The organism is Methylobacterium sp. Leaf113, from assembly GCF_001423325.1.
Classification (GTDB): Bacteria; Pseudomonadota; Alphaproteobacteria; order Rhizobiales; family Beijerinckiaceae; genus Methylobacterium.
Genome location: NZ_LMNJ01000045.1, coordinates 156,944 through 182,378, shown reverse-complemented (window position 1 = coordinate 182,378; position 25,435 = coordinate 156,944). Strand labels below are relative to the sequence as shown.

19 protein-coding genes and 1 other RNA gene are annotated in these 25,435 nt (G+C 69.2%); 14 read left to right on the top strand and 6 right to left on the bottom strand.

Annotated elements, in window-relative coordinates; genetic code table 11:
* Positions 1–16: 16 nt before the first annotated feature.
* Both ASF60_RS18940 and pepN read right to left on the bottom strand, forming a co-directional pair.
* On the bottom strand, positions 17–2,407 hold the full coding sequence (locus ASF60_RS18940) for a PAS domain-containing sensor histidine kinase (RefSeq protein ID WP_056188682.1): 2,391 nt from the start codon (positions 2,405–2,407) through the stop codon (positions 17–19).
* Between the two features lie 193 nt (positions 2,408–2,600).
* The gene (gene pepN / locus ASF60_RS18935; RefSeq protein ID WP_056188679.1) at positions 2,601–5,231 is read right to left on the bottom strand and encodes an aminopeptidase N; all 2,631 of its coding nucleotides are present in this window, start codon (positions 5,229–5,231) and stop codon (positions 2,601–2,603) included.
* 129 nt (positions 5,232–5,360) lie between these two features.
* On the opposite strand from pepN, the gene gloA reads away from it, so the two are divergent.
* Positions 5,361–5,801 carry a lactoylglutathione lyase gene (gloA, locus tag ASF60_RS18930; protein WP_056188675.1) on the top strand — a complete coding sequence of 147 codons (441 nt, stop codon included), beginning with the start codon at positions 5,361–5,363 and terminating at the stop codon, positions 5,799–5,801.
* Positions 5,802–5,882: 81 nt separating this feature from the next.
* Here the strand turns inward: gloA and ASF60_RS25225 are convergent, their stop codons facing one another.
* Complete coding sequence (locus ASF60_RS25225) at positions 5,883–6,050, bottom strand: hypothetical protein (RefSeq protein ID WP_200935899.1); 168 nt, start codon at positions 6,048–6,050, stop codon at positions 5,883–5,885.
* A 258-nt stretch (positions 6,051–6,308) separates the two neighbouring features.
* On the opposite strand from ASF60_RS25225, the gene rnpB reads away from it, so the two are divergent.
* From rnpB to ASF60_RS18880, 11 genes are all read left to right on the top strand, one after another.
* Positions 6,309–6,719, top strand: an RNA gene (rnpB, locus tag ASF60_RS19540) — RNase P RNA component class A.
* Between the two features lie 512 nt (positions 6,720–7,231).
* Positions 7,232–8,221: a cytochrome-c peroxidase gene (locus ASF60_RS18925; protein WP_056188968.1), complete on the top strand. Its 990-nt coding sequence runs from the start codon at positions 7,232–7,234 to the stop codon at positions 8,219–8,221.
* Between the two features lie 48 nt (positions 8,222–8,269).
* Positions 8,270–9,931, top strand: coding sequence for a methyl-accepting chemotaxis protein (locus tag ASF60_RS18920; RefSeq protein WP_056188672.1), 1,662 nt, complete (start codon positions 8,270–8,272; stop codon positions 9,929–9,931).
* 435 nt (positions 9,932–10,366) lie between these two features.
* Positions 10,367–11,425 (top strand): 16S rRNA (cytosine(1402)-N(4))-methyltransferase RsmH, encoded by a 1,059-nt coding sequence (gene rsmH / locus ASF60_RS18915; protein ID WP_056188669.1) that lies wholly within the window; start codon positions 10,367–10,369, stop codon positions 11,423–11,425.
* Positions 11,422–11,850: a cell division protein FtsL gene (gene ftsL / locus ASF60_RS18910; RefSeq protein ID WP_056188666.1), complete on the top strand. Its 429-nt coding sequence runs from the start codon at positions 11,422–11,424 to the stop codon at positions 11,848–11,850. The genes rsmH and ftsL overlap by 4 nt, the downstream gene beginning before the upstream one ends.
* Positions 11,851–11,927: 77 nt before the next feature.
* On the top strand, positions 11,928–13,766 hold the full coding sequence (locus tag ASF60_RS18905) for a peptidoglycan D,D-transpeptidase FtsI family protein (RefSeq protein WP_156634297.1): 1,839 nt from the start codon (positions 11,928–11,930) through the stop codon (positions 13,764–13,766).
* Complete coding sequence (locus tag ASF60_RS18900) at positions 13,763–15,241, top strand: UDP-N-acetylmuramoyl-L-alanyl-D-glutamate--2,6-diaminopimelate ligase (RefSeq protein WP_056188664.1); 1,479 nt, start codon at positions 13,763–13,765, stop codon at positions 15,239–15,241. Before ASF60_RS18905 ends, ASF60_RS18900 begins: the two co-directional genes overlap by 4 nt.
* Positions 15,238–16,710 (top strand): UDP-N-acetylmuramoylalanyl-D-glutamyl-2,6-diaminopimelate--D-alanyl-D-alanine ligase, encoded by a 1,473-nt coding sequence (locus ASF60_RS18895; RefSeq protein ID WP_056188660.1) that lies wholly within the window; start codon positions 15,238–15,240, stop codon positions 16,708–16,710. The genes ASF60_RS18900 and ASF60_RS18895 overlap by 4 nt, the downstream gene beginning before the upstream one ends.
* Positions 16,711–16,793: 83 nt before the next feature.
* Positions 16,794–17,879 (top strand): phospho-N-acetylmuramoyl-pentapeptide-transferase, encoded by a 1,086-nt coding sequence (gene mraY / locus ASF60_RS18890; RefSeq protein WP_056188657.1) that lies wholly within the window; start codon positions 16,794–16,796, stop codon positions 17,877–17,879.
* A 5-nt stretch (positions 17,880–17,884) separates the two neighbouring features.
* Complete coding sequence (murD, locus tag ASF60_RS18885) at positions 17,885–19,246, top strand: UDP-N-acetylmuramoyl-L-alanine--D-glutamate ligase (RefSeq protein ID WP_056188655.1); 1,362 nt, start codon at positions 17,885–17,887, stop codon at positions 19,244–19,246.
* Between the two features lie 97 nt (positions 19,247–19,343).
* Positions 19,344–20,603, top strand: coding sequence for an O-antigen ligase family protein (locus ASF60_RS18880; protein ID WP_056188652.1), 1,260 nt, complete (start codon positions 19,344–19,346; stop codon positions 20,601–20,603).
* A gap of 9 nt (positions 20,604–20,612) precedes the next feature.
* Here ASF60_RS18880 and ASF60_RS18875 read toward each other — a convergent pair whose 3' ends face one another.
* From ASF60_RS18875 to maiA, 3 genes are all read right to left on the bottom strand, one after another.
* Entirely contained in the window at positions 20,613–20,972 is a 360-nt protein-coding gene (locus ASF60_RS18875; RefSeq protein WP_056188649.1) for a hypothetical protein, read from the bottom strand.
* A gap of 22 nt (positions 20,973–20,994) precedes the next feature.
* Complete coding sequence (locus ASF60_RS18870; RefSeq protein ID WP_056188646.1) at positions 20,995–22,326, bottom strand: NAD(P)/FAD-dependent oxidoreductase; 1,332 nt, start codon at positions 22,324–22,326, stop codon at positions 20,995–20,997.
* A gap of 258 nt (positions 22,327–22,584) precedes the next feature.
* Positions 22,585–23,229 (bottom strand): maleylacetoacetate isomerase, encoded by a 645-nt coding sequence (gene maiA, locus ASF60_RS18865; protein ID WP_056188642.1) that lies wholly within the window; start codon positions 23,227–23,229, stop codon positions 22,585–22,587.
* Between the two features lie 187 nt (positions 23,230–23,416).
* On the opposite strand from maiA, the gene dgcN reads away from it, so the two are divergent.
* Both dgcN and dgcA read left to right on the top strand, forming a co-directional pair.
* Complete coding sequence (gene dgcN / locus ASF60_RS18860) at positions 23,417–24,448, top strand: N-acetyltransferase DgcN (RefSeq protein WP_056188639.1); 1,032 nt, start codon at positions 23,417–23,419, stop codon at positions 24,446–24,448.
* Entirely contained in the window at positions 24,445–25,431 is a 987-nt protein-coding gene (dgcA, locus tag ASF60_RS18855; protein WP_056188636.1) for an N-acetyl-D-Glu racemase DgcA, read from the top strand. Before dgcN ends, dgcA begins: the two co-directional genes overlap by 4 nt.
* The last annotated feature ends 4 nt before the right edge of the window (positions 25,432–25,435 follow it).

The window sequence follows — 25,435 nt, the reverse complement described above, 5'->3', positions numbered from 1 at the left end:
CACTCGACCGCAGCGGTCAGATCTGCTCGGCCTGGGGCTCCATGCGCCGGGCGGTGGCACCGGCCGCGTCGCGCAGGGAGGCGACGGTCTCCTGGGCAGCTTCGATCGACAGGCTCCGCAGGTGCTCCGGCGTCGGGATGGGCATCCGGACCAGCACGATGGTGCCGAGACCTTCCTGGGAGCGGATGCGCAGGCCGCCGCCGTGCAGCTCAGCCATGGAGCGTGCGATGGCAAGGCCGAGCCCGGAGCCCTTGTGGCTGCGGGTGAGATTGGTCTCGACCTGCTGGAACGGCGCGCCGAGGCGGCTCAGGTGGGTCTTGGGGATGCCGATGCCGGTATCCTCCACGAAGATGTGGACGTGGTCGCCGGCGGGACGCGCCTTGATGATGATCCGGCCGTCGCCGGCCGGCGTGAATTTCACTGCGTTCTGCACGAGGTTCGTGAGGATCTGGTGCAGGGCACGCTCGTCGGCCAGCACCGTCAGGGCCTCGACCACGTCGACGCAGACGGTCAGAGACTTGGCCCGGGCGGCGTCGCCGACCAGCTTCAGGGTGCCCTCGATGGCGCCCGCGACCGCGATCTCGCGTGGGGCGAGCTTCACCGTCTGCGCCTCGATGCGCGACATGTTGAGGATGTCGTCGATGACCGAGAGCAGGTAGTCGCCGCTCGACCGGATGTCGCGGCAGTAATCGGTGTAGCGCGGCGAGCCGAGGGTGCCATAGACCTCGCTCTCCATCAGCTCGGCGAAGCCCATGATGGCGTTGAGCGGCGTGCGCAGCTCGTGGCTCATATTGGCCAGGAACTCGGACTTCGCCTGGTTGGCGCCCTCCGCTTGGGCCTTCTGGTCGAGGTAGCGCTCCGCGAGATCGGCGAGCTGCTGGGTCTGGAGTTCGAGGGTGCGGCGCGAGCGCTTGAGGTCGCGCACCGTCTCGATCAGCTCGCGCTCCGACTGGACGAGCTGTTCCTGGTGGCGCTTCAGGTTGGTGATGTCGGTGCCGACCGAGACGTAGCCGCCGTCCTTGGTGCGACGTTCGCTGATCTGGAGCCAGCGCCCGTCGGTCAGTTCGGCCTCGAAGGTGCGGGCGGTGGCGCCGCTCGGCTCGAGGTCGCGCAATTCCCGCCGCACGGGGGGCAGCACGCCCCGGCCCATGATCTCGGCGTAGCGCTTGCCCGGCGTGGCGTCCTCGGAGCTGAGCGCGTGCAGGTGGCGGAATTTCGAGTTGCAGAGGACGAGGCGGTTGCCGGTATCCCACAGCACGAAGGCCTCGGAGATCGCCTCGACGGCGTCACGCAGGCGCATGTCGGCGGTGGCGTTCAGCTCGGCGAGGTTGCGCTGCTCGGTGACGTCGAGGGCGATGCCGACGAGGTGGCGGCCGCCGTCGATGGTATCGGGCACGATCTCGGCCCGCATCCGCATCCAGACCCAGTTTCCGTTGGCGCCGCGGACCCGGAACTCGTGGTCGACGGTCGACTGGCTGGCGGCGAGGTGCCGGGCGAGGCTGTAGAGGTCGCCGTCGTCGGGATGCACGAGGGCGTTGACGTCGCCGAAGGAGAGAAATTCTCGCTCGCGGTGGTAGCCCAGCAGGGCGTACATCGAATCCGACCAGTAGATGCGCCCACGTGGGATATCCCAGTCCCACAGGCCGCATCGGCCGCGCCCGAGGGCCGTATCGAGGCGCTGCTTGATCTCCTCGCAGACCCGGTCGACGGCGTGGGCCCGGCGCGTCTGCAAGGCGTAGGCGATGCCGGTCCCGATGATCACCAGGGCGGCGGCCCCGAGCAGGATCGCCTGGTTGCGCATGCGCAGGGTCCAGGCGGCGGTGATGCCGGTGAGAGGTTGCAGCACCGCCACCTGGCCGCGCCCGCCAGGCAGGCTGCGCAGGGCCGCGATCACCACCGAACCGTCGGACAGGGTCACAGTCATCACGCCGGCGCTCTCGCCGAGGGTGCTGAGGGCCTGCATCTCGCCCAGATGCTCGGTGAGCGTCCGCCTCGGGCCGGGGAGGGGCGGATTCGCCGCCACGATGACGTCGTTGGGGGAAATCAGCAGGATTTGGCGCCCGGCATGGAGCAGGCCCGGCGGCAGCAGGGCGCCGAGATTGCGATGGGCCTCGTTCGCCTTGGCCTCGCCGTCGATGTCGATGTTCGCGAAGGCTGCCGCGGCGAGCCGGGTCACCGCCTCCACGTCGGTGGTCGCCGCGCGGATCACCTCCGCCCTCTGCGCCTGGAGCAGCATGGCCGCCACGGCGCCGAAGCAGATCAGGAATGTGGCGAACAGCGCCGGCAGGGCGAAGCGCAGCCAGGTCTCCGCACGGACGAACCGGACATGCGCGGCGTGTTGGGGCCGGTGGATGCCGAGAATCGTATCCGCACGCGCGGAGAGGGAAGCGGAATCCGCCTCCAGCATGAACGAACTCCGCAATTGGGATTGTCTGGCCTGGAGCGCGGATCAACCCGCGTTCCGAATCGTATACGATTCAACATTTCCGCCGGGGGTTTGTCCACGCGTTTTTTCCGGCCACGCTTGACTCCCCGCGCGAATCGAAGCGCGGAAATCCGTCTCCGATCCGTCTGAAAAACTGATTCCCGCCAAACACTTGCTAGCCGGCAAGCGTCCGCTGGAGGATGTCCGAAACGTCCCGTGACAGACCCGCAACACCCTGAATTTTCGTAAGCGCGGCCTTTGCCCGGTCGCGGCGTTCCGGCTCCATCATCCGCCACGATCCAAAAGCCGTCAGCAGGCGTGCGGCCACCTGCGGGTTGGTCGAATCGAGTGCCAGAACCGCGTCTGCCACAAGAGCATAGCCGGTGCCGTCCGGCCGGTTGAACTGAGTCGGATTTGCCATCCCGAAACTACCGATCAGGGACCGGACTCGGTTGGGATTGGTCATGGTGAAGGCCGGATGACCCTGGAGCCGGCGGATGCGCACCGGCGTGCCCTCGTCGGGAATCGTCGCCTGGATCGCCAGCCACTTGTCGAGGACCAGGGGCTCCGACCGGTAATCCGTGGCGAAACGCGCGAGCGCATCCTCGCGGGCCGGGCCGGAGACCTGGGCCAGGACCGCCAGGGCCGCGAGACGATCGGTCATCGTGGTGGCGGCCTCCATCTGGGCGAGGGCGAGACCGGTCGCGGCCTCGGGATCGGCCGCCGACATCAGGTCGAGGGCGGCGTTGCGCAACGCCCGCCGCCCGGCTGCCGCCGCATCGGGGCTGAAGGGCATGCCCGCCGGTTCAGCCAGTGCTTCACGCAGGCCGGCGAGCCGGTCGCGAAGGCACGCTCCGAGGTGCCGCCGCAGGGCATGGCGTGCCCGATGGATCGCGTCCGGATCGATGTCCGCCGCGATCTCGTTGGCCACGTCGGCCTCGCTCGGCAGGGCGAGGATCAGGGCGGCGAAGGCCGGATCGGACAGGGCCTCGGCGTCGAGGAAGGCGGCGAGCGCGGTGCCGAGGCCCTCGGCGCCAGCGTCGGAGACCGTGCCCGAGCGCGATCCCTGGACCAGCAGGCGCATGGCCACGCCCTGGGCCGCCTGCCAGCGGTTGAACGCATCCGGGTCGTGGCGCAACAGGGTCAGCGAATCGGCATCGGTCATCTCGATCTCGACCCGGACCGGGGCGGAGAAGCCGCGGAACAGCGACGGCACCGGGCGTTCGCCGACGTTCGTGACGACGAGGGTGTCGGTGTGCCGTTCGAGCACGAACACGCCGTCCTCCATCCGGTCGCTCCGCGCCGCGACGAGGGGACCGTCCGGCCCGACGAGGCCGAGCCGGATCGGAATCACCAGGGGCGGGCTGTCGGACGCGCCCGGCAGACTCTGCCGAAACTCCAGGCGGTAGGTCCGGGCCTGCCGATCGTAATGCGCCTGCACCGCGACGCGCGGCGTGCCGGGGCGTTCGTACCAGCGCGCAAAGGCGCTGAGATCGCGCCCGGAGGTCGCCGCGAAAGCGGCGAGGAAATCCTCCACCGTGGCGGCCGTGCCGTCGTTGTCGGTGAAGTAGCGGTCCATCCCGGCCCGGAAGGCTTGCGCGCCCAGGAGCGTGCGCAGCATCCGTACGATCTCGGCGCCCTTCTCGTAGACCGTGGCCGTGTAGAAGTTGTTGATCTCGGTGTACTGCCTCGGCCGAACCGGATGGGCGAGGGGACCGGCATCCTCGGGGAACTGCCGGGCGCGCAGGGTGCGGACCTCGCCGATGCGATGGACGGCGCGCGAGCGCATGTCGGAGGAGAATTCCTGGTCGCGGAAGACCGTCAGGCCCTCCTTGAGGCAGAGCTGGAACCAGTCCCGGCAGGTGATGCGATTACCGGTCCAGTTGTGGAAATACTCGTGCGCGATGATCGCCTCGATGGCCGCGTAATCCGCATCCGTCGCGGTCTCGGGCGAGGCGAGCACGTAGCGGTCGTTGAAGATGTTGAGGCCCTTGTTCTCCATCGCTCCCATGTTGAAGTCGGAGACGGCGACGACGTTGAATACGTCGAGGTCGTAGGCGCGGCCGAAGGCGGTCTCGTCCCAGGCCATCGAGCGCGCGACCGCGTCGAGGGCGTAATCGGCACGGTCGGCCTTGCCGGGTTCGACGTAGACGGCGAGTTCGACAATGCGGCCCTCGCTGGTGGTGAAGGGGCGCCGCACCAGATCGAGGCGTCCGCCCACGAGGGCGAAGAGATAGGCCGGCTTCGGGTGCGGATCGTGCCAGATCGCGAAGTGGCGCCCGGGGCCGGCCTCGCCGCGCTCCACCGGGTTGCCGTTGCCGAGGAGCACCGGCGCCTCGTCGCGGTCGGCCTCGATCCGGGTGGTGTAGACCGCCATCACGTCCGGCCGGTCGAGGAAATAGGTGATCCGGCGGAAGCCGTCGGCCTCGCACTGGGTGCAGTAGACGCCGTTGGAGCGATACAGCCCCATCAGCTTGGTGTTGGCCGTGGGATCGACCCGTGTGGCGATGCTGAGGGTGAACGGGCCGGCCGGGGGATGCACCAGCGTGAGGCTCGACGGGGTGAGGCTGTAGGCCTCGGGCGGAAGGGGCTGGCCGTCCAGGGCGAGGCCGACGAGGGTCAGGTCCTCGCCATCGAGCACCAGGGGCGCCCCGGGCCGCCCGGCCGGATTGGGATGGAGGGTCAGTTCAGCCCGCACCGTCGTCGCGCTCGGGTGGAGCGCCACGTCGAGAGCCACCGTCCCGATCAGGTAGTCGCTCGGGCGGTAATCCTCCAGGCGGATCGGGATGGGCGTTTCGGTGCGCATGCGGGGTCCTTCGGCTGCGGCGCCACTGTGCGGGCGAGGCGGCGCCGGCGCAACGCGCCGTCTGACAGGCGCGTTGACGCGCACCCACCTGGGGCCACATAGGCGCTGTTCCTCGGAGAGCACCAACCCATGCGATTCCTTCACACTATGGTCCGCGTCGCCGACCTCGACCGCGCCCTCGACTTCTACGTCAACACCTTCGGGCTTCAGGAGGTGCGCCGGGTCGACAACGAGAAGGGCCGCTTCACCCTGGTCTTCCTGGCGGCCCCCGACGATGCCGGCACCGCCAAGGAGACTCAGGCCCCGGTCATCGAGCTGACCCATAACTGGGACCCCGAGACCTATTCGGGTGGCCGCAACTTCGGGCATCTCGCTTACGAGGTCGATGACATCTACGCCTTCTGCGCCAAGCTGCAGGCTGCCGGAATCACGATCAACCGCCCGCCGCGCGACGGCAACATGGCCTTCGTGAAGTCCCCCGACGGCATCTCGATCGAGCTGCTGCAGAAGGGACCGGCCAAGCCGCCGCAGGAGCCCTGGTCCTCGATGGAAAACACCGGCACCTGGTAAGCTTCCAGCCTCCGACCGTGAGGGTTTGCAATCGCGAGAGCCGCCTGCACCGAAAGGTGCGGGCGGCTCTCGACCTTCGAATCAAGGCTCGGGCACGGGTGTGATGCCGAGTTGGCTGAGCTTGGCCGTCACGGTCTCGATCGGCCGACGCAGCTTCAGGCTCATCACCGAGACGGGGATGCCCTCGCGCGCCATCGCGGTGAGTTGCTGGACGGATTCGAGCGTCCAGGCCGTGTCGTTCGTCGCCATCGCTTCCTCCTGTTCCGAACGTCGTCTGCGGTGCGGGTCTGCCCGCCTCGCCCTTCGAGACGTGGCACTGACGAGGATGTGGACAAGGGGGCGGGCAAAGGGGCGGGCGAGCGGGCGGGCAAGTCCTCCTTCGAGATGCCAGCAAGCCGGGCGCCGGAAATCTCGCACCCCCGTGCGGAACATCGCGCCGGAAGTCCCCCGCGCCTTCTCACTCGGGCCTTGACCCCCGGCCCGCGCCCGGCGCACACCCGCGCCGGATCAGTCGGCCGGGCGGCCGCTCCGGGCCTCAGGCCCGGGGAGGAAAGTCCGGGCTCCATGGAGAGACGGTGCCGGATAACGTCCGGCGGGGGCGACCCCAGGGACAGTGCCACAGAGAGCAGACCGCCACGGATTGGCGTGAGTCGATCCGCGGTAAGGGTGAAAGGGTGCGGTAAGAGCGCACCGCGGACGCGGCAACGCGGACGGCACGGCAAACCCCACCGGGAGCAAAACCGAATAGGGGCGACACGGCGGGCCTCGCGGCCCGTTCAGGCCCTCTCTCCAGGCTCGTCGCCCGGGTTGGTTGCTCGAGGCGGTCGGTAACGATCGTCCCAGAGGAATGGCCGCCACGTTCGGATGCCGTCAGGCGTCCGGGCCCTACAGAACCCGGCTTAAAGGCCGACTGATCCACCTCGCGCTTTCGGGAGCTGCCCAAGAGGATACCGGCATGTCCGGGCTGCCGCGTCAAAATGCGCCGGACCGATTTCATGCGTGACGGCCGGGGTTCCGCCTCCGGGATCGTTCGTGCTCCGAGCCGGCGCAAGCATTTGGACGCCATGCCGTAAGTTATCGGACCGAATCCTTGGCGGAAATTTCGGTTTCAGATCAAGATCGAACCCTTCGAACCGGATGACCAAGGATTTCGATCGGATACGATCGAGCCAGAACGCCTGGCATCCGAAATTGTCTTCCTGACCCAACGAAGAACATGTTTCCGAAGTGCCAGAGACAGCTGGAAAACATGGAATGAAGATCCGTCATCCTTCGATTACATGGCGGAATCTATTGGCTTTATAAAATATTCAGGCAAGGAAATATTTAATTCAATTCCCGTATTCGGGCTTCCTCAAGTCGAAATTCGTTTCTTTCGACTATTGGCGGAACCGGTCCGAGGTTAGGCAATGGCTTTTCTGCGCGGGGTGATGATGCTGGCCGTCGGCATGGTGTTGTATGCGGGCGACGGAGCGACTTCGGCAGAATTGGACGATCTCAAAGCGCGTTACAAACGTCCGACCGCGATCCCGTTTCCGGAGGCCGCGCCCTATTCGCCGCAATTGGCGACGCTGGGCAAGATGCTGTTCTTCGATCCTCGTTTGAGCGGCAAGCAGAACCTGAGCTGTGCCAGCTGCCACAATCCCTCCTTCGGCTTCGAGGTCCCGGTCGCCGGTGCCATCGGGGCGACCAACACGCCGCTGGGCCGCAAGGCCCCGACCGTGCTGAACGCCGCCTGGATTCCGACCCTGTTCTGGGACGGGCGCGCGCCGGACCTCGAGACGCAGGCGATGGGGCCGATCACCGCGGATACGGAGATGGACGGCAAGTTTCCCGAGATCATCGCCCGCCTGAAGGGCACGCCGGAATACGCGGCCTGGTTCGCCAAACTGTTTCCCGGCAAGGGCGTGACACAGGAGGCGATCCTCACCGCGATCGCGACCTATGAGCGGACGGTTGTGTCCGGGTGGGCCCCGTTCGACCGCTGGGTGGACGGCGATGAGGCGGCGATGGCGCCAGCCGCGCAACGGGGCTTCGCGCTGTTCAACGGGAAAGCCGGTTGCGCCGGCTGCCACACCGGCTGGAACTTCACCGACAACCAGTTCCACGACCTCGGCCTCCCGACCAAGGATATCGGGCGCGCGGCCTTCGAACCGGATGCGCCCCTGGCGCGCCATGCCTTCAAGACGCCGGGCCTGCGCAACCTGACCTACCGCGCCCCCTTCGGCCATGCCGGCCAGTTCGCCAACCTGGAGTCGATCGTCGACTTCTACGAGACCGGAGGCATCGTCCGCCCGTCGAAGTCGCCGCTGATGAAGCCCCTCCGGCTGGCGCCGGAGGAGCGCGCCGACCTGATCGCGTTCCTGCGTTCCCTCACTGCGGAGCAGACCCGGACGGCGCTGCCGAATCTTCCGAACTGAAACCTGCCGAACGGCGCCTGAACCAAGTCCGATACGAGAGCCACCGCGATGTCGATCCGCTACACGATCCTGCTTCCGCTCCTCGGCTTCATGCTCCTGGCCGGTCTTCTCTCCGGCGTGACCGGCTGGGTCGGCCTCGGAGCGGTCGGCGACCTGTCCCTGCTCGGCTCGCGCACCACCGAGACCAACGAGGCGAGCCGCATCGCGCGTGACCGCTTCAACCGCGCCGAGGATCTGATCGCCCGCGTCAGCGCCATGACCGATCTGGTCGACATGGGCCCGATCAACCGCGAGTTCACGGCGGCGAGTGATCAGATCATGGCTCTCCTGGGCCGGCTCGAGGCTCTGGCCCAGTCCGATCGGATGCTGATCCTGGCCCGCAGCGCCCAGGCCGAGGCCCGGCAATGGCGCGCCGATGCGGAAGTCCTGCTCGGCCTCCGGCCCTCCGCCCAAGTCCCGACTCTGGAGCGGATGGCACAGGAGAACCAGCGCCTGCGGCAGCGTTTCGACGAGGCCGTCGCGCTGGCCGCCGAGGATGCGCGCGCCCAGATCCAGGCCACGCATGCCGGCACGGTCTGGAAGATCTGGGCCATGCTCGGCCTCGTCGGCGGCGTCGTCCTCGTCGGCTCCGGCACCGCGTGGTGGCTGGCCGGAACGCTGGCCCGTCCGCTGGAGCGCCTCACCGAGGACACCACCCGCCTCGCCAACGGCGACACCGACGTGGCCCTGGCGGCGACCCGGCGCCGGGACGAGATCGGCGACATCGCCCGGGCGGTGATGGCCATCCGCGACATGTCCCTGGCGGACGCCGCCGAGCAGCTCCAGACCACCGAAGCGGCGCGGCTGCGCGAGGATCAGGCCCGGCGCACCCTGCTGCGCGACCTCGCCGACCGCTTCGAGCGCTCGGTGGGCGGCATCGTCACCCACGTGGCCGAGGCGGTCACCGGGCTGCAGTCGTCGTCGGACACTATGCGGAGCGCGGTCGAGGGCACCGCCCTGCGCTCCACCAGTGCGGCTGAGGCCGCGCGGCAGACGTCCGGCAATGTTACCGCCGTGGCGGCCGCCGCCGACCAGCTCGGCTCGACGGTGGGGGAGATCGGGCGGCAGGTCGATCAGGCCAGCGAGATCTCCGCCGCCGCCGTGCAGGCCGCATCCCGCACCGGCGCGACCATGGCGGCGCTCTCCGCCGCCGCGACCCGGATCGGCGACGTCGTCGGGCTGGTCTCGACCATCGCCGGCCAGACCAACCTCCTCGCCCTCAACGCCACCATCGAGGCGGCCCGCGCGGGCGAGACCGGCCGCGGCTTCGCCGTGGTGGCGGCGGAGGTGAAGGAGCTTGCCTCCCAGACCAGCCGCGCCACCGAGGAGATCCGTCAGCAGATCGGGGCAATCCAGGCCGCCACCGGCGGCGCCGCGCTGGCGATCGAGGAGATCACGTCCCAGATCCACGCGATGAGCGGCGTCACGACGAGCATCGCCGGCGCGGTCGAGGAGCAGGGGGCCACCACGCAGGAGATCATGCGCAGCATGATGCAGGCCTCCTCCGGCACCGACCGGGTGACAACCGACATCTCCGAGGTCGCCCGTTCGGCCGACGCTGCCGGCCAGGTCGCCCAGTCTGTGGCGACCGCCGCCGATGCTCTCGCAGGTCAGTCACGGACCCTGCGGGCCGAGATCGAGAACTTCCTCGGCAACGTCCGGGCGGCCTGATCGCGATTGCTTGGCGACGACGGCCGAAGCCGCGTCCTCCGCGCGAGAAGTTCTGCCGCCTCGACGCCGACATCGAGGCGCCGGCGCGCATCCCGGATGTGCCTTTGACGCCCGATCCTTACGCTCGGTTAACCTTGCTGAGGTCTGATCGACGCTGGCCGCTTCCCCTCGGCCAGGTTCGTTGACGGCGCTCAGAGGCCCATGGTACCCCGATTCATCCCGTCAACGGCGAATTTCGGATCGACGGACGCAGCCTGTCCCAGGCAGGCCGGTGTCCGCATGCGCGGTCGCGTCTCGCGTCGACCCGGAGACGCCCCGTCTCTCCGAGCCGCGCCTGCGTGCTCCAGCCCCGTGGAAGGGACGCATGCGCCGCTTCACTCCCGTCGATTTCCGGCTCCGCTTCGGAGCGCAACGGCGGCACGCCGAGGCCATCCGATGATGCGTGCTCCTCGCGAAGCGCGGGTCCCGCGCGCCCTCGACGGCGCGCCGCACGTCCCCGTCCTCCTCGGTGAGGTGCTGGCCGCCCTCGATCTGCCCGGCCGCAGCCTCGCCGTCGACGGCACCTTCGGGGCCGGCGGCTACACCCGCGCGATGCTGCAGGCCGACCCAGGCGTTCACGTTCTGGCGATCGACCGCGATCCGGGCGCGATCGCGGGCGGCGCCCCCCTGGTCGCCGAGGCGGCCGGACGCCTGACCCTGGTGCCGGGCCGTTTCGGCACCCTCGACGCCTGCGTGGAGGGCGCCGGCCATGCGCTGGCCGATGCCGTGGTCCTCGATATCGGCGTGTCGTCGATGCAGATCGACCAGCCGGAGCGCGGCTTCTCCTTCCGCAACGACGGCCCCCTCGACATGCGCATGGAGCGCGCAGGCCCGAGCGCGGCCGACCTCGTCAACGAGTCCGAGGAAGCCGACCTCGCCGACATCATCTTCCATTACGGCGAGGAGCGCCGCTCGCGCGCCGTCGCCCGGGCGATCATCGAGGCCCGCCGCAAGGGGCGCATCGAGACGACCGCGGCGCTGGCCGACATCGTCGCCAGCGTGGTCTGGGCCGATCCGGCGAGCGGCATCCATCCGGCGACCCGGACCTTCCAGGGTCTGCGCATCGCGGTGAACGACGAACTCGGCGAGCTGGTCCAGGCGCTGCACGCCGCCGAGCGCATCCTGCGGCCCGGCGGTCGCCTCGCGGTGGTGACCTTCCACTCGCTCGAAGACCGGATCGTCAAGCAGTTCTTCTCGGCCCGCAGCGGCCGGGCGGCCCAAGCCTCCCGCCACCTGCCGAGCCTGGAGGCCCCGGCGCCCCGGAGCTTCGGCGCCGTCACCAAGGGACCGGTCCTGCCGAGCTCGGCCGAGACCGCCGCCAATCCCCGGTCCCGCTCGGCCAAGCTGCGCGCGGTGGAGCGCACGGACGCGCCCGCGCCCGAACCCCTGGCGGCCATCGAGACCCTGGCGGCGCTGCCGGCGCGGACGGGTCGGAGCGGAGGGGCACGCCGGTGATCCGTTTGCTCAACCTCATCGCGGTGCTCGGGCTGATCGGCTCGGCGATCTACGCCTACTCGATCAAGTACGACACCCTCTACCAGGCGGGACAGGTCTCGAAGGCCCAGACCCAGCTCAAGAAGGAGCGTCAGGCCATCGCGGTCCTGCGCGCCGAGTGGCAATTGCTGACGCGGCCGGACCGGCTTCAGGCAGCGGTCGATCGCTATCTCGCCCTCGAGCCCATCGGCACCGCCCATCTGGGGCGCCTGGCCGACCTGCCGGCGCGTCCCGATCGCGGCGACGAGATCGGGCGGCTCCTCGCTGCCACGGCGACGCCCAAGGAGAAGCCGGTGGCCGCTCGCGGGTCCGATGAGCCGCGCATCACCGGCAGCATCACGCCCCGCACCACCACGACCAGAACTCCGACCACGCCTTCGAGGTAGTGCCCGTGTCCGAAGTCCCGACTCACGACGCAGCCGAGTCGACCGGCGCGCCCGCCCGCGGGGAATCCGTCGCGTCCGTGGAAACCGTCGCCCCCCAGGGGCCGGCCTCCGCGCCGGGCGCCGCCCAGGTCGAACGGACGGTACTCGAGCCCGCGCCCGAGGCACCGGCCGCACCGCCGGTGTCGCGGGCCGAGTGGGTGCTCCGGCACGCGAAGGCGATGTTCCACCTCGCCATCGAGCGGTCCTATACCCGCGTCGGGCTCGTCGGTCTCGCCTTCGCGCTGGTGTTCGCCACCATCGCCGGGCGCCTGATTTTCGGGGCGGCCTTCCCGGAGCCCGATAACGGCGATCGCCGGATCGCGGCGGCCGCCACGACGGCGATCCGCCCCGACATCGTCGACCGCAACGGCGAGATCCTCGCCACGGATATCCGCACGGTCTCGATCTTCGCGGAACCGCGCAACATCTACGACAAGGACGAGGCGGTCGAACTGCTCACCGCCGTGCTTCCGCAGATCAACGCCACCGAGTTGCGCGCCAAGCTCTCCACCAAGAAGGGCTTCGTCTGGGTCAAGCGCGAGATCACCCCGAAGCAGCAGGCCGAGGTCCACCGTCTCGGCATCCCGGGCATCGGCTTCCTGCCCGACCACAAGCGCGTCTACCCGAACGGCGTCGCCGCCGCCCACATCCTCGGTGTGACCAACCTCGACAACATCGGCATCGCCGGCATCGAGAAGTACATCGACAACCAGGGCAACAAGGCGCTCAACGATTTCGGCCTCGTGGCGAAGCAGACCGACCTCGCGCCGGTCCAGCTTTCCATCGACCTGCGAGCGCAGTTCGCGGTGCGCGATGAACTCGCCTGGGGTCTGGAGCACTTCAAGGCCAAGGCCGCCGCCGGCATGATCCTCGACGTGCAGACCGGCGAGGTGATCGCGCTCGCCTCCCTGCCGGATTTCGACCCGAACGATCCGGCCGACGCGCTCAACCCCGACCGCATCAACCGCATGAACGTCGGCGTCTACGAGATGGGCTCGACCTTCAAGGCGATGACCCTCGCGATGGCGCTCGATTCCGGCAAGTACAACGTCAACTCCACCTTCGACACCCGTGGCGGCGTGCTGAACTGGGGCCGCCAGAAGATCCACGAGTATCACGGCACCAACCGCGTCATCACCATGCCGGAGGTGTTCACGCACTCGTCGAACATCGGCTCGGCAAAGATGGCGCTCGGCATCGGCGTGCCCGGCCACAAGGCCTTCCTGAAGAAGATGGGCCTGACCGACCGCATGCGGACGGAACTTCCCGAGAGCGCCGAACCGCTGGTGCCGCCGCGCTGGACCGAGATCAACACCATCACGATCGCGTTCGGCCACGGCCTCGCGGTGGCGCCGATCCAGGCGACGGCGGCGGTGGCGGCTATCGCCAATGGCGGCTTCCTGATGACGCCGACTTTCCTGAAGACCACGCAGGCGGACGCCATGGTGAAGGCCACCCGCGTGCTCAAGCCCGAGACCAGCGAGGCGATGCGCTTCATCATGCGCCTCAACGCCGTCGAGGGCTCGGCCAAGAAGGCGTCGATCCCGTACTACTTCGTGGGCGGCAAGACCGGCACCGCCGAGAAGGTCATTCACGGCCGCTACGTGAAGAACCGCCTGTTCACGACCTTCATGGCCGCTGCCCCGATGAACAACCCGAAATACCTCTTCGTCACCATCATGGACGAGCCGCAGGGCCTTCCGGAATCCGGCGGTTACGCGACGGCCGCCTGGAATTCCGGTGTCGTTACCGGCCGTGTGATCGAGCGGGTCGCGCCCATCCTCGGCCTGCCGCCGCAATTCGATCCGCCGGTCAAGCCCTTCCCCCTCATGGTGAAACTCGGCGCCTATCACGCGACGCAGGTGGACGGGCGATGAGCGGGCCGACCCTCGGCTCACTGTTTCCCGAGGCCGAGGCGGCCTTCGCCGGCCTACCCGTCTCCGGGTTGACGGCTGATTCGCGCAAGGTCGCGCCCGGCATGGTGTTCGTAGCCGTACCCGGCACCGTGGCGGATGGAAGGCGCTTCGTGGCGCAGGCCGCGCAAGCCGGTGCCGTGGCGGTGGTGAGCGAGGGCGCGCGGCCGGCCGATCTCGACGGAGCCGTGCCCTACATCGCCGTCGCCGATGTGCGGCGCAGCCTCGCACGCGCCGCCCGCGCCTTTTCGGGCCGGCAGCCGGCCCAGGTCGTCGCGGTGACCGGCACAAGTGGGAAGAGTTCGGTCACGGATTTCGTGCGCCAGATCCTGGCGCGCCTCGGCGTCGAGGCGGCGAGCCTCGGCACGGTCGGCATCGTCACCAGCCGCGGCGCGATCTATGGCTCGCTGACCACGCCCGATCCCGTCACGCTCCACGCCACCCTGGCGCAATTGGCCGATGACGGCATCGGATACCTCGCCATGGAGGCGTCCTCCCACGGCATCGAGCAGCGACGCCTCGACGGCGTCGATCTCGCGGCGGTGGGCTACACCAATCTCGGGCGCGATCATCTCGACTACCACGCCACCATCGAGGACTACCTCGCCGCCAAGCTCCGCCTGTTCACGACCCTGGCGCAGCCCGGCATCCCGGCAGTGATCAACCTCGACGGCGCCTATGCCGACGTGGTCGTGGCGTCCGCCGCCGCGCGTGGGCTCGACATTCACACCACCGGCACCAAGGGTGACACGGTGCGCCTCATCGCGGCCCGCACCGAAGGTTTTCATCAGCACCTCACCCTCCTGGCGCCGGGCACCAGCGGCGTTCTTGAGGAATACGGCGTCCGCCTGCCCCTCGTTGGCGGCTTCCAGGTGGAGAACGCGCTGCTCGCCGCCGGTCTCGTCCTGGCGACTCCGGCCGGTCAGGCGGATCGCCCCGGCGTCATCGCCGCCCTCGAACATCTCACCGGGGTTCCGGGCCGGATGGAGCGGATCGGCGAAGTCAGTGGCGGGCTCTGCCTCGTCGATTACGCCCACAAGCCCGAAGCGCTGGAGGGCGTGCTGACGGCGCTGCGCCCGTTCGCGACCGGGCGCCTGCGGGTGGTCTTCGGCTGCGGCGGCGATCGCGATACGGGCAAGCGCCCCATCATGGGCGCCATCGCGGCACGGATGGCGGACGCCGTCATCGTCACCGACGACAATCCCCGCAGCGAGAACCCGGCCGCGATCCGCGCCGCGATCCTGGCCGCTGCCCCGGGAGCGATCGAGATCGGCGACCGGGCCGAGGCGATCCGGACAGCCGTGCGGGCGCTCGCGCCCGGTGACGTGCTGGTGGTGGCCGGCAAGGGCCATGAAACCGGCCAGATCGTGGGGTCACAGGTTCTGCCCTTCTCGGACCACGACGTCCTCCGGGCTGCGATCGCGGAACGCTCACGATGACCCAACCGAACCCGCTCTGGACGCAGGACGCCTTGGAGGCCGCCACCGGCGGGACCGTGCACGGCGCGCCGAGGGCCATCACCGGCGCCTCCATCGACACCCGCACGCTGCAGCCGGGCGACTTGTTCTTCGCCATCAAGGGCGAGGCACGGGACGGGCACGATTTCGTCCGCGCCGCCCTTGAGCGCGGCGCCGGCGCGGCGGTGGTCGCCGCCGAACGCGCGCCGGACTTCGCCGGGGCCGGTCCCGTCCTGGCGGTTTCCGGCAAAGCGTCCGGCTCGGGTGACGATCCCGTTCTCGACGCCATGCGGGCCTTGGGGGCCGCCGCCCGGGCCCGCAGCCGGGCCGGCATCGTCGCGGTGACGGGGTCGGTCGGGAAGACCGGCACCAAGGAAGCGCTGCGTCACGTCCTGTCGGCGCAGGGAATGACCCACGCCTCCATCGCCTCCTACAACAACCACTGGGGCGTCCCTCTGACCTTGGCGCGGATGCCCGCCGATGCGCAGTTCGGCGTGTTCGAAATCGGCATGAACCATCCGGGCGAGATCGTGCCGCTGACCGCCATGGTGCAGCCGGACATCGCCCTGGTGACCACCGTCGAGCCCGTGCACATCGAACACTTCGCCTCGCTCTCGGCCATCGCCGACGCCAAGGGCGAGATCTTCTCCGGCCTGAAGGCCGGCGGCACTGCGATCATCGCCCGCGACAATCCGAGCTATCCGCGCCTGCTCGCCCATGCCCAGGCCTCCCGCGCGGGTCGCGTCATCACCTTCGGCGAGCATCCGGAGGCGGATATTCGCGCTCAGCGCATCGTCCTGCGCCCCGACCTCTCGGTGGTGGACGCGGTGGTGATGGGCATCCCCGTCACCTATCAGCTCGGCACGCCCGGCCGGCACACGGCGATGAACTCGCTCGGCGTGATGGCGGTGGTGCATGCGCTGGGGGCCGATCTCGCCCTCGCCGCCCTGTCGCTCGCCGCCCTGCGGCCGCCGGTCGGTCGCGGCGAGCGCACCGCGCTGGCGATCGGGGCGGGCGAGGCCTTCCTGGTCGACGAGAGCTACAATGCCAATCCGGCCTCGATCCGCGCCGCGCTCGCGACGCTGTCGGCCATCGAGACCGGCCCGCGTGGACGCCGCATCGCCGTGCTGGGCGACATGCTCGAACTCGGACCCGAGGGCGAAGCCCATCACCGCGACTTGGCCGGACCGGTGGAAGCGGCCAAGGTCGACCTCGTCTTCACGGCCGGTCCGCTGATGCGCAACCTCTTCGAGGCGCTGCCGGTGAGCCGGCGCGGCGCCTGCGCGGCCACCTCCGCCGACCTGCTTGAATCCGTGCTCTCGACCCTGCGCCCCGGCGACGCCGTGATGGTGAAGGGCTCGAACAGCATCCGCATGGGCCGGATTGTGGAAGCGCTCAAAGCCCGTTACGCGAACGCCCTAGCCGAACCGCCTCACGCCGCCGCGCGCTGAGGCGACCTTCATCACGGCCGGGGAGGGGACGCGTACCCCGTGCCTTCGGCCGAGTTTCGAACTGAACCACGGCCGGGTGCTGGATGCTGTATCTCCTGTCGGACTTGAGCGGCACCGTCTCCGCCCTCAACGTCTTCCGCTACATCACCTTCCGTACCGGCGGCGCGCTGTTCACGGCGGGCCTGTTCGTGTTTTGGTTCGGGCCGCTGATCATTTCGCTGCTGCGTCTGCGCCAGGGCAAGGGCCAGCCGATCCGCGAGGACGGCCCCCAGTCGCACCTGCTGACGAAGCGCGGCACGCCCACCATGGGTGGCCTGATGATCCTGGCCGGCTGCGTCGTGGCGATCCTGCTCTGGGCCAATCCGCGCAACCATTATGTCTGGGTCACCCTGGCGGTGACCCTCGGCTTCGGCGCCATCGGCTTCTACGACGACTATCTCAAGGTGACGAAGCAGTCGCACAAGGGCTTCTCAGGCAAGTTCCGCCTCCTGCTGGAAGCGGGTATCGCCCTCGCGGCCTGTGTGCTGATCTCGGTCTACTCGGCCCCGACCCTGCAGAACCAGCTCGCCTTCCCGGTGTTCAAGGACGCGCTCCTGAACCTCGGCTGGTTCTACGTGCTGTTCGCCGCCTTCGTCATCGTGGGAACCGGCAATGCCGTGAACATGACCGACGGCCTCGACGGCCTCGCCATCGTGCCGGTGATGATCGCCTGCGGCACCTTCGGCGTCATCGCCTACCTCGTCGGCAACGTGTTCACGGCCGGCTACCTGCAGGTGAACTACGTGCGCGACACCGGCGAACTCGCGGTGGTCTGCGGCGCGGTGATCGGGGCGGGGCTCGGCTTCCTGTGGTTCAACGCGCCGCCCGCGCAGGTCTTCATGGGCGATACCGGCTCGCTGGCGCTCGGCGGTCTCCTCGGCACCATCGCGGTGGCCACCAAGCACGAGATCGTGCTGGCGATCGTGGGCGGCCTGTTCGTGCTCGAGATGATGTCGGTGATCATTCAGGTCGCGTCGTTCAAGCTCACGGGCAAGCGGGTCTTCCGCATGGCCCCGATCCACCACCATTTCGAGCAGAAGGGCTGGAAGGAGCCGCAGGTCGTGATCCGGTTCTGGATCATCGCCGTGATCCTGGCGCTGGCCGGCCTCGCCACTCTGAAGCTGCGCTGATCCGCATGACGCCCGTCACCACCTTCGCCGGCCGGAAGGTCGCCTTGTTCGGCCTCGGCGGCTCCGGCCTCGCCACCGTGCGCGCCCTGATCGCCGGGGGCGCCGACGTGCTCGCCTGGGACGATTCCCCGGAGAGTACGGCGCGGGCGCGCGACCAGGGCATCACCGTCTTCGACCTGAACGAGGCCGACTGGACCGGCTTCTCCGCCCTGATCCTCGCCCCCGGCGTGCCGCTGACCCACCCCGTTCCCCACTGGACCGTCACGAAGGCGCGCGAGGCCGGCATCCCGATTATCGGCGATATCGAGCTGTTCGTCCGGGAGCGCCGCGCCCTTGCGCCGGGCGCACCCTTCGTCGCCATCACGGGCACCAACGGCAAGTCGACCACCACGGCGCTGATCGCCCACATCCTGACGGCGGCCGGCCGCGACGTGCAGATGGGCGGCAATATCGGCACCGCGATCCTGTCCCTGGCGCCGCCGGCGCCCGACCGCATCCACGTGATCGAGCTGTCCTCGTTCCAGATCGACCTGACGCCGAGCCTCGACCCGAGCCTCGGCATCCTCCTCAACATCACGCCGGACCACCTCGACCGCCACGGCACCCTGGCCGACTATGCGGCGATCAAGGCGCGGCTGGTGGCGGGGGCGGACCGCGCCATCGTCGGGGTCGACGACGATCTCAGCCGGACCATCGCGGACGCCTGGACGGGGCCTTGCGTCCGCATCCATGTCGGAATGCCGGATGCCGATTTCGACGGCCTGTCGGCCCGCGACGGAACGGTGTTCGACGCGGACGGCACCCCGATCGCGGACCTCAACGGCATCGGGTCCCTGCGCGGGGCGCACAATTGGCAGAATGCCGCTGTGGCGGCCGCCTGCGTCCGGGCTCTCGGGATCGGCGATGCCGAACTGGTGGCGGGTCTCCGGAGCTTCCCCGGTCTGCCCCACCGCATGGAAGAGGTCGGCCGGCGCGGGCGCGTACTGTTCGTCAACGATTCGAAGGCCACCAACGCCGATTCCACCGAGAAGGCCCTGACCGCCTTCCGCGACATCCACTGGATCCTCGGCGGCAAGGCCAAGGAGGGCGGCATCGCATCCCTGGCGCCGCTGTTCGGCCGCGTCGCCCACGCCTATCTGATCGGCGCGGCAAGCGACGCCTTCGCCGCCACCCTGGAGGGCCGGGTGCCCTACACCGCCTGCGGCACCCTCGCGGTCGCCACCGCGAAGGCGGCCGAGGCCGCTGCGGCGTCGGAGGCGGCCGAGCCCGTGGTCCTGCTCTCGCCGGCCTGCGCGTCCTACGACCAGTTCCGAAGCTTCGAGGATCGCGGGGATCGGTTCCGGGATCTGGTGCGCGCGCGGACCTGAGGACAACCGCTTCTCGAAATCTCAATCATTCCCGCGCCTGATGGAGAGCAGGTAGCGCGCGCTCGCCCCCTCGGCGGCGCGGGGATGGGTTGAGTGCATGGCGTCCACGATGGCACCCGGCGCGGCGCGCTGGCAGGCGGGAGCCTGGGCCCGTATCCCCGTTCTCAGCGTCCTGAAGCGCCTCGCGACGCTTCTCCTCGTCGCCTTCATCTTCTTCGCCTGCTTCGCTTTTTCCGACACCTCGCCCTACGATGTCGTGGCGATCCCCACCATCGTGCTGTGGCTCTGCCTCGGCCTGCGCCTGCATCGGGGCATGGTGCCTCTGCTCTGGCTGCTGATCCTCTACGTCAGCGCCATCACGGTGGCGCTGATGCCCTTCGTCGACCAGCCCCTGCCGGTGACCTGGACGATCCAGCTCGCCTATCTCGCCATCACCGGCGTGTTCTTCGCCATGCTGTTCTCCGACGACACCGAGGCGCGGATGGAACTGGCGCTCAAGATCTTCGTGGCGAGCTGCCTGCTGTCGAGCGCCTTCGGCATCGTGGGCTATTTCGGATTCATCCCGACCGAGGACCTGTTCTACAAGTACGGCCGTGCCTCGGGCACCTTCCAGGACCCGAACGTGTTCGGCTCGTTCCTGACGCTGGGCGCGCTCTACCTGATGCATGGCCTGCTGCTCGGTACCAGCCGGCGCCCGATCCTCTCCTCCGCGATCCTGATGGTGATCGTGGCGGGCATCTTCCTGTCGTTCTCGCGCGGCTCCTGGGGCGGCACGCTGATCGCCGTCGCCGTGATGGTGGGCAGCGTCTACACCACCACGCCCTCGGCGCGCTTGCGCCGCCGCATCGTCATCCTGACGGTGCTGGCTGTGGCCGCCACGGCGGTCGCCATCGTGGGATTGCTGTCGATCGGCGACACGGCCGAGATGTTCTCGAAGCGCGCGGCAGTCACGCAGGATTACGACACCGGCGAGACCGGCCGCTTCGGCAACCAGATGCGCGGCCTCGCCATGCTCCTGGATGAACCGCTCGGGATGGGGCCCCTGCGCTGGCGCCTGATCTTCGCGCTGGAGCCGCACAACACCTATATCGGCAGCTTCGCCAATGGCGGCTGGCTCGCCGGCGTGACCTTCATCGGCCTCGTGCTGACCACCAGCGTGGTCGGCTTCCGGTTGATGCGCCGCGACACGCCCTACCGCCGCCACGCCCAGATCGTCTGGCCGGCCCTGCTGATGTTCTTCCTGCAGGCGGTCCAGATCGACATCGAGAAGTGGCGCCACGTCTACATGATGCTCGGCATGGTCTGGGGCCTGGAGGCGGCCCGCCTGCGCTGGCTCGCGCGCGAAGAGCGCGGCTGAGGCTGCGTTTCAGCCGCCCTCGGGCTTCGACGCGTCCGTTTCCGGCTCCCCAGTCTCCGAATCCTGACCTTCCGGCTCCGGGTCGGCCGTCCAGGCCGTGGCGAAGGCCGCGAGGTGGCGGGCATCCGCGAAGGCCAGGACGGTGACCGCCCGGTCGACCGGCATCGCGCCCGGATAGGGCGACAGAAGCACCTTCTCCTCGGAGAATCGGGCGCCCGGGGCGTGCTCGGCGAGCCAGGCTTCGGCCTCCGGGGAGAGGCGGCTCGGATCGGCCGCGTCACGGGCCCGCGAATCGCCACGCAGGACGAGGACATAGGAGCCGAGCGCCGGATTGCGCTGCTGCACCGCTTTGACGATGTCGAGAAACATGCCGATCGGGTCCCGGTTGTGCTCAGTGCAGTTTCACGCGCGACTCGGTGCGCCGGGTCAGCGCGCGAGCCACCGCGTCGAGGGTCGTCTTCACGGTGCCGTGCAGGGCCTGCTCGTGCATCTTGTACAGGGAACGGTACATCATGCGGGCGAAGAGCCCGGCAATGAACATGTTCTTGCCCTTGATGAACCCCATCAGGCTGCCGACCGTCGAGTATTCGCCCAGCGACACCAGCGAGCCGAAGTCGCGGTATTTGAAGGCTTTCAGCGGCTTGCCGGCCATCTTGTCGGGGATGATCTTGATGAGGTGCGTCGCCTGCTGGTGAGCCGCCTGCGCGCGGGGCGGGATCGGCGTATCCGACCCCTTCTCCACGAGGTAGGCGCAGTCGCCCATCGCGAAGATGTCCGGGTCGCGGGTGGTCTGCAGGGTCGGCGTGACCACGAGCTGGTTGTTGCGCGTGGTCTCGAGGCCGCCGATCTCGTGCAGGAACGGCGGCGCCTTCACGCCGGCGGCCCAGACCACGAGTTCGGAGGGGATGAAGCCGCCATCGGCGAGTTGCACGCCCTCGGGTCGGACCTCGGTCACGCGGGCGCCGGTGCGAACCTCGACGCCGATCTTGTCGAGCAGCACCATGACGTCGCGGGACATCCGCTCCGGAACGGCGGGCAGGATGCGGCTCGCCGCCTCGACGAGGGTGATCTTCAGGTCCTTGGCCGGATCGATGCGGTCGAGACCGGTCGCCGCCACGTGGCGGGTGGTGCGATGGAGTTCGGCGGCGAGTTCGGTGCCGGTGGCCCCGGCGCCGATAACGGTGACGTGGAGCTGGCCGGGCCGCACCGGTCCCGGCTGGGTGTGGGCGCGCAGCATCCCGTTCACGAGGCGCTGGTGGAAGCGCACCGCCTGGCTCTGGGTGTCGAGCGCGATGGCATTCTCTTTCACGCCGGGCGTACCGAAATCATTGGTGGTCGAACCCACCGCCATCACCAGGGTATCGTAGGCGATCTCGCGGACCGGCGTGACCTCGCGGCCCTCGGTGTCGTGGCTGGCGGCCAGGTGAATCACCCGCTTGGTCCGGTCGAGCCCCGTCATCTCGCCGATGCGGTAGCGGAAATGGTGCCGGTGGGCGTGGTGCAGGTAATCGACCGCATGGTGCCCCACATCGAGGCTGCCGGCGGCGACCTCGTGCAGCAGCGGCTTCCAGATGTGGGTCCGCGCCCGGTCGACCAGGGTGACGTGCGCCTTCTGCGTCCGACCGAGCTTTTCGCCGAGCTTGGTCGCGAGCTGCAGCCCCGCCGCTCCGCCGCCGACGACCACGATGCGGTGCAGATTGTCCTCGGATTCGGCCGGTACCATGACGCTCACACTCTCGATCTTGTCGTCTTGTGTCGAAGTCTTGTCTGATGCTGAAATCTTGTCGAAACCTTGCGGCGGCGTGCCCCCGATGCGGAGCGACGCGACGAGATCCGAAAGCTTAGTTTAGAAGGATTAGAAACCGACCGCCATTCCTATCAGGCAGGGCTGCCCAGGAGACAGGGCTGCCCAGGAGACAGGGCTGCCCAGGAGACAGGGCGACTTATCAGACCGGGATGCCTCGCGAACCCGGTCCATGCGTCACGCCGGTGCGCCCGGCTGGCGCAGGGGATGGGCGCGGGCGAAGGCGTCCTGGGCCAGGCAATCCTCGGCGATCCGCTGCACCGTCGGGAACGGTGCCGTGTCGACGCCGAAGATGCCGGTGCCGACCCAGAGGCTGACGAGGCAGAGATCGGCATGGCTGACCGCATCGCCCTGGGCATAGCGGCCGGTGCCGGGCTCGCGGGTCAGGCGCGTCTCCAGGGTCTTCAGCCCGGTCGCCATCCAGTGGCGGACGAAGCCGAGCATGCGCTCGCGCGGCAGGTCGTAGGTCTCCATCAGGAAGTTGCGCACCCGCGGCACGTAGAGCGGATGGGTGTCGCAGGCGACCACCTGGGCCAGAGACCGGGCCCGCGCCCGCGCCCGCGGATCGCTCGGCAGGAGCGGCGTCGCCGGGTGGATGTCCTCCAGGTAGTCGAGGATCGCCAGCGACTGGATCAGCGGCGGCCCGTCGCCGTCGAAGACCGCCGGGACCGCTCCCTGCGGATTGATCGCGAGGAATTCCGGCTTGAACTGCTCGCCGGCATCGAGGTCGAGGAAGGTCTCCTCGTAGGCGATCCCCTTGAGGTTGAGGGCGACGCGGACCCGGAACGCGGCAGCCGAGCGCCAATTGCCGTACATCTTCATGCGCGCACCGTTTCCTTGCTCCGCGGATTCTTGTCCGTCTCTCGTGCGAGACGACCACACCCGACATCGCGCCGCCCCGCAAGTGCGTTCTACCGGCCAGCATGGCGGCGCGTACGATTTGGCAGCGCCGTGTTCATCGCGCATAGACAGGCCCCGAGGCCCCCATCCTCGGACGGTGAGTGACGCGATGCAGATCGAAACGCCCTACCTGATGTTCCTCGGCGACGTGCCCGATCGGCTCGCCGCCAAGACCGCCTACGGCATCAAGGATTGGCGCCCCGAATGGTGCGTCGGTCAGCTCCGCCTGCCGGGCTGCGCCGCCGATCTCGGGATTCCCGATCTCACTCTGGCGGAAGCGGTGGCGCAGGGCTGCCGCACGATGGTCATCGGGGTCGCCAATGCGGGCGGCGTCCTGCCGGAGCATTGGATCGCCGAGGTGGTGGCGGCGCTGAACGCCGGTCTCGACATCGCCAGCGGGCTGCATGCGCGCCTCGGCGCGGTGCCGGCCATCGCCGAGGCCGCCGAGCGCAACGGCCGCCAGTTGCACGACGTCCGCCACACCGCGGAGACCTTCGCCACCGGCAAGGGCACGAAGCGGCCCGGCCGCCGCCTGCTCAGCGTCGGCACCGACTGCTCGGTGGGCAAGAAGTACACCGTGCTTGCCCTGGAGCGCGGTATGCGCGAGCGCGGGCTCGATGCGGATTTCCGTGCCACCGGCCAGACTGGCGTCTTCATCTCCGGGCGCGGCGTCGCCATCGACGCGGTGGTGGCCGACTTCATCTCCGGTGCCGTCGAGTGGATCGCCCCCGCCGCCGTGCCGGACCATTGGGACCTGCTCGAAGGACAGGGCTCGCTGTTCCACCCGTCCTTCGCCGGCGTCAGCCTCGGGCTGCTGCATGGAGCCCAGGCCGATGCCTTCGTGGTCTGCCACGAGCCGACCCGCACGACCATGCGCGGCGTCCAGCATCCGCTTCCCACCATCCGTCAGGTCATCGACCTGACGGTGCAACTCGGCAGCCTGACCAATCCGGACATCCGCCCGGTCGGCATCGCGGTGAACACCCAGGACCTGGAGGAGGGGGCGGCCCGCGCGCTGCTGGTCGACCTCGCCCGCGAGCACGATCTGCCCGCCACTGATCCGGTGCGCTTCGGCGTCGAGGCCATCGTCGACCGGATCGTCGCCGAATTTCCCCCCGCCATCACGGGGGCGAGCGCGTGACCCGGCGCCTCGACGTCGCGGTCGAGCGCTTCCCGATCGCGGGAGCCTTCACCATCGCGCGGGGCAGCCGCACCGAGGCGGTGGTGGTGCTGGCCACGATCACCGACCCGGAGGGCCGCATCGGGCGCGGCGAGTGCGTGCCCTATGCCCGTTACGGCGAGACCGTCGAGAGCGTCACCGCGCTGATCCGGGATCAGGCCGAGGCGATCGCCGCCGGAGCGACCCGGGCCGACCTTCTGCTTTGCATGACGGCGGGAGCGGCGCGGAACGCCCTCGATTGCGCCCTGTTTGACCTGGAGGCGAAGCAGCTCGGGCGGCCCGCCTTCGAGATCGCCGGCCTGTCGGCGCCGGCGGTCGCCACCACGGCCTATACCCTGAGCCTCGGAGATCCCGAGAGCATGGAGGAGGCCGCCCGCAAGGCCGCGCACCGGCCGTTGCTCAAGGTGAAGCTCGGCGGCGTCGGCGACCCGGAGCGCATCGCCGCCGTTCGGCGCGGAGCGCCGGATTCCCGTCTCATCGTCGATGCCAACGAGGCCTGGCGAGCGGAGACGATCGAAGCCAACCTGGCAGCCTGCGTCGCGGCCGGCGTCGGCCTCATCGAGCAGCCGCTGCCGGCGGGCGAGGATGCGCTTCTCGCCGATCTCGCCCGGCCGATCCCCATCTGCGCCGACGAGAGCCTGCACGACCGGGCCGGCCTCGACGCTCTGAGCCGGCGCTACGACGCCATCAACATCAAGCTCGACAAGGCCGGCGGTCTCACCGAGGCGGTGATGCTGGCGCACGAGGCGCGGGCGCGCGGCTTCTCGCTGATGATCGGCTGCATGGTCGGCACCTCGCTGGCGATGGCGCCCGCCATGCTGCTCGCCCACCATGCCGATTATGTCGACCTCGACGGCCCGCTGCTCCTGGCACGGGACCGGGAGCCGGGTCTGCGCTTCGACGGCAGCCTGATCCACCCGCCCGAACCCGCGCTGTGGGGCTGAAATC

What these genes read in the sequence shown, in the direction of transcription:
- mraY (WP_056188657.1), top strand. Translation starts at nt 16,794, where the DNA reads ATGCTGTATCTCCTGTCGGACTTGAGCGGCACCGTCTCCGCCCTCAAC.
- ASF60_RS18895 (WP_056188660.1), top strand. Translation starts at nt 15,238, where the DNA reads ATGACCCAACCGAACCCGCTCTGGACGCAGGACGCCTTGGAGGCCGCC.
- dgcN (WP_056188639.1), top strand. Translation starts at nt 23,417, where the DNA reads ATGCAGATCGAAACGCCCTACCTGATGTTCCTCGGCGACGTGCCCGAT.
- ASF60_RS18875 (WP_056188649.1), bottom strand. Translation starts at nt 20,972, where the DNA reads ATGTTTCTCGACATCGTCAAAGCGGTGCAGCAGCGCAATCCGGCGCTC.
- gloA (WP_056188675.1), top strand. Translation starts at nt 5,361, where the DNA reads ATGCGATTCCTTCACACTATGGTCCGCGTCGCCGACCTCGACCGCGCC.
- ASF60_RS18940 (WP_056188682.1), bottom strand. Translation starts at nt 2,407, where the DNA reads ATGCTGGAGGCGGATTCCGCTTCCCTCTCCGCGCGTGCGGATACGATT.
- maiA (WP_056188642.1), bottom strand. Translation starts at nt 23,229, where the DNA reads ATGAAGATGTACGGCAATTGGCGCTCGGCTGCCGCGTTCCGGGTCCGC.
- ASF60_RS18920 (WP_056188672.1), top strand. Translation starts at nt 8,270, where the DNA reads ATGTCGATCCGCTACACGATCCTGCTTCCGCTCCTCGGCTTCATGCTC.
- rsmH (WP_056188669.1), top strand. Translation starts at nt 10,367, where the DNA reads ATGATGCGTGCTCCTCGCGAAGCGCGGGTCCCGCGCGCCCTCGACGGC.
- ASF60_RS25225 (WP_200935899.1), bottom strand. Translation starts at nt 6,050, where the DNA reads ATGGCGACGAACGACACGGCCTGGACGCTCGAATCCGTCCAGCAACTC.
- ASF60_RS18925 (WP_056188968.1), top strand. Translation starts at nt 7,232, where the DNA reads ATGATGCTGGCCGTCGGCATGGTGTTGTATGCGGGCGACGGAGCGACT.
- murD (WP_056188655.1), top strand. Translation starts at nt 17,885, where the DNA reads ATGACGCCCGTCACCACCTTCGCCGGCCGGAAGGTCGCCTTGTTCGGC.
- ASF60_RS18870 (WP_056188646.1), bottom strand. Translation starts at nt 22,326, where the DNA reads ATGGTACCGGCCGAATCCGAGGACAATCTGCACCGCATCGTGGTCGTC.
- ASF60_RS18900 (WP_056188664.1), top strand. Translation starts at nt 13,763, where the DNA reads ATGAGCGGGCCGACCCTCGGCTCACTGTTTCCCGAGGCCGAGGCGGCC.
- pepN (WP_056188679.1), bottom strand. Translation starts at nt 5,231, where the DNA reads ATGCGCACCGAAACGCCCATCCCGATCCGCCTGGAGGATTACCGCCCG.
- ASF60_RS18880 (WP_056188652.1), top strand. Translation starts at nt 19,344, where the DNA reads ATGGCGTCCACGATGGCACCCGGCGCGGCGCGCTGGCAGGCGGGAGCC.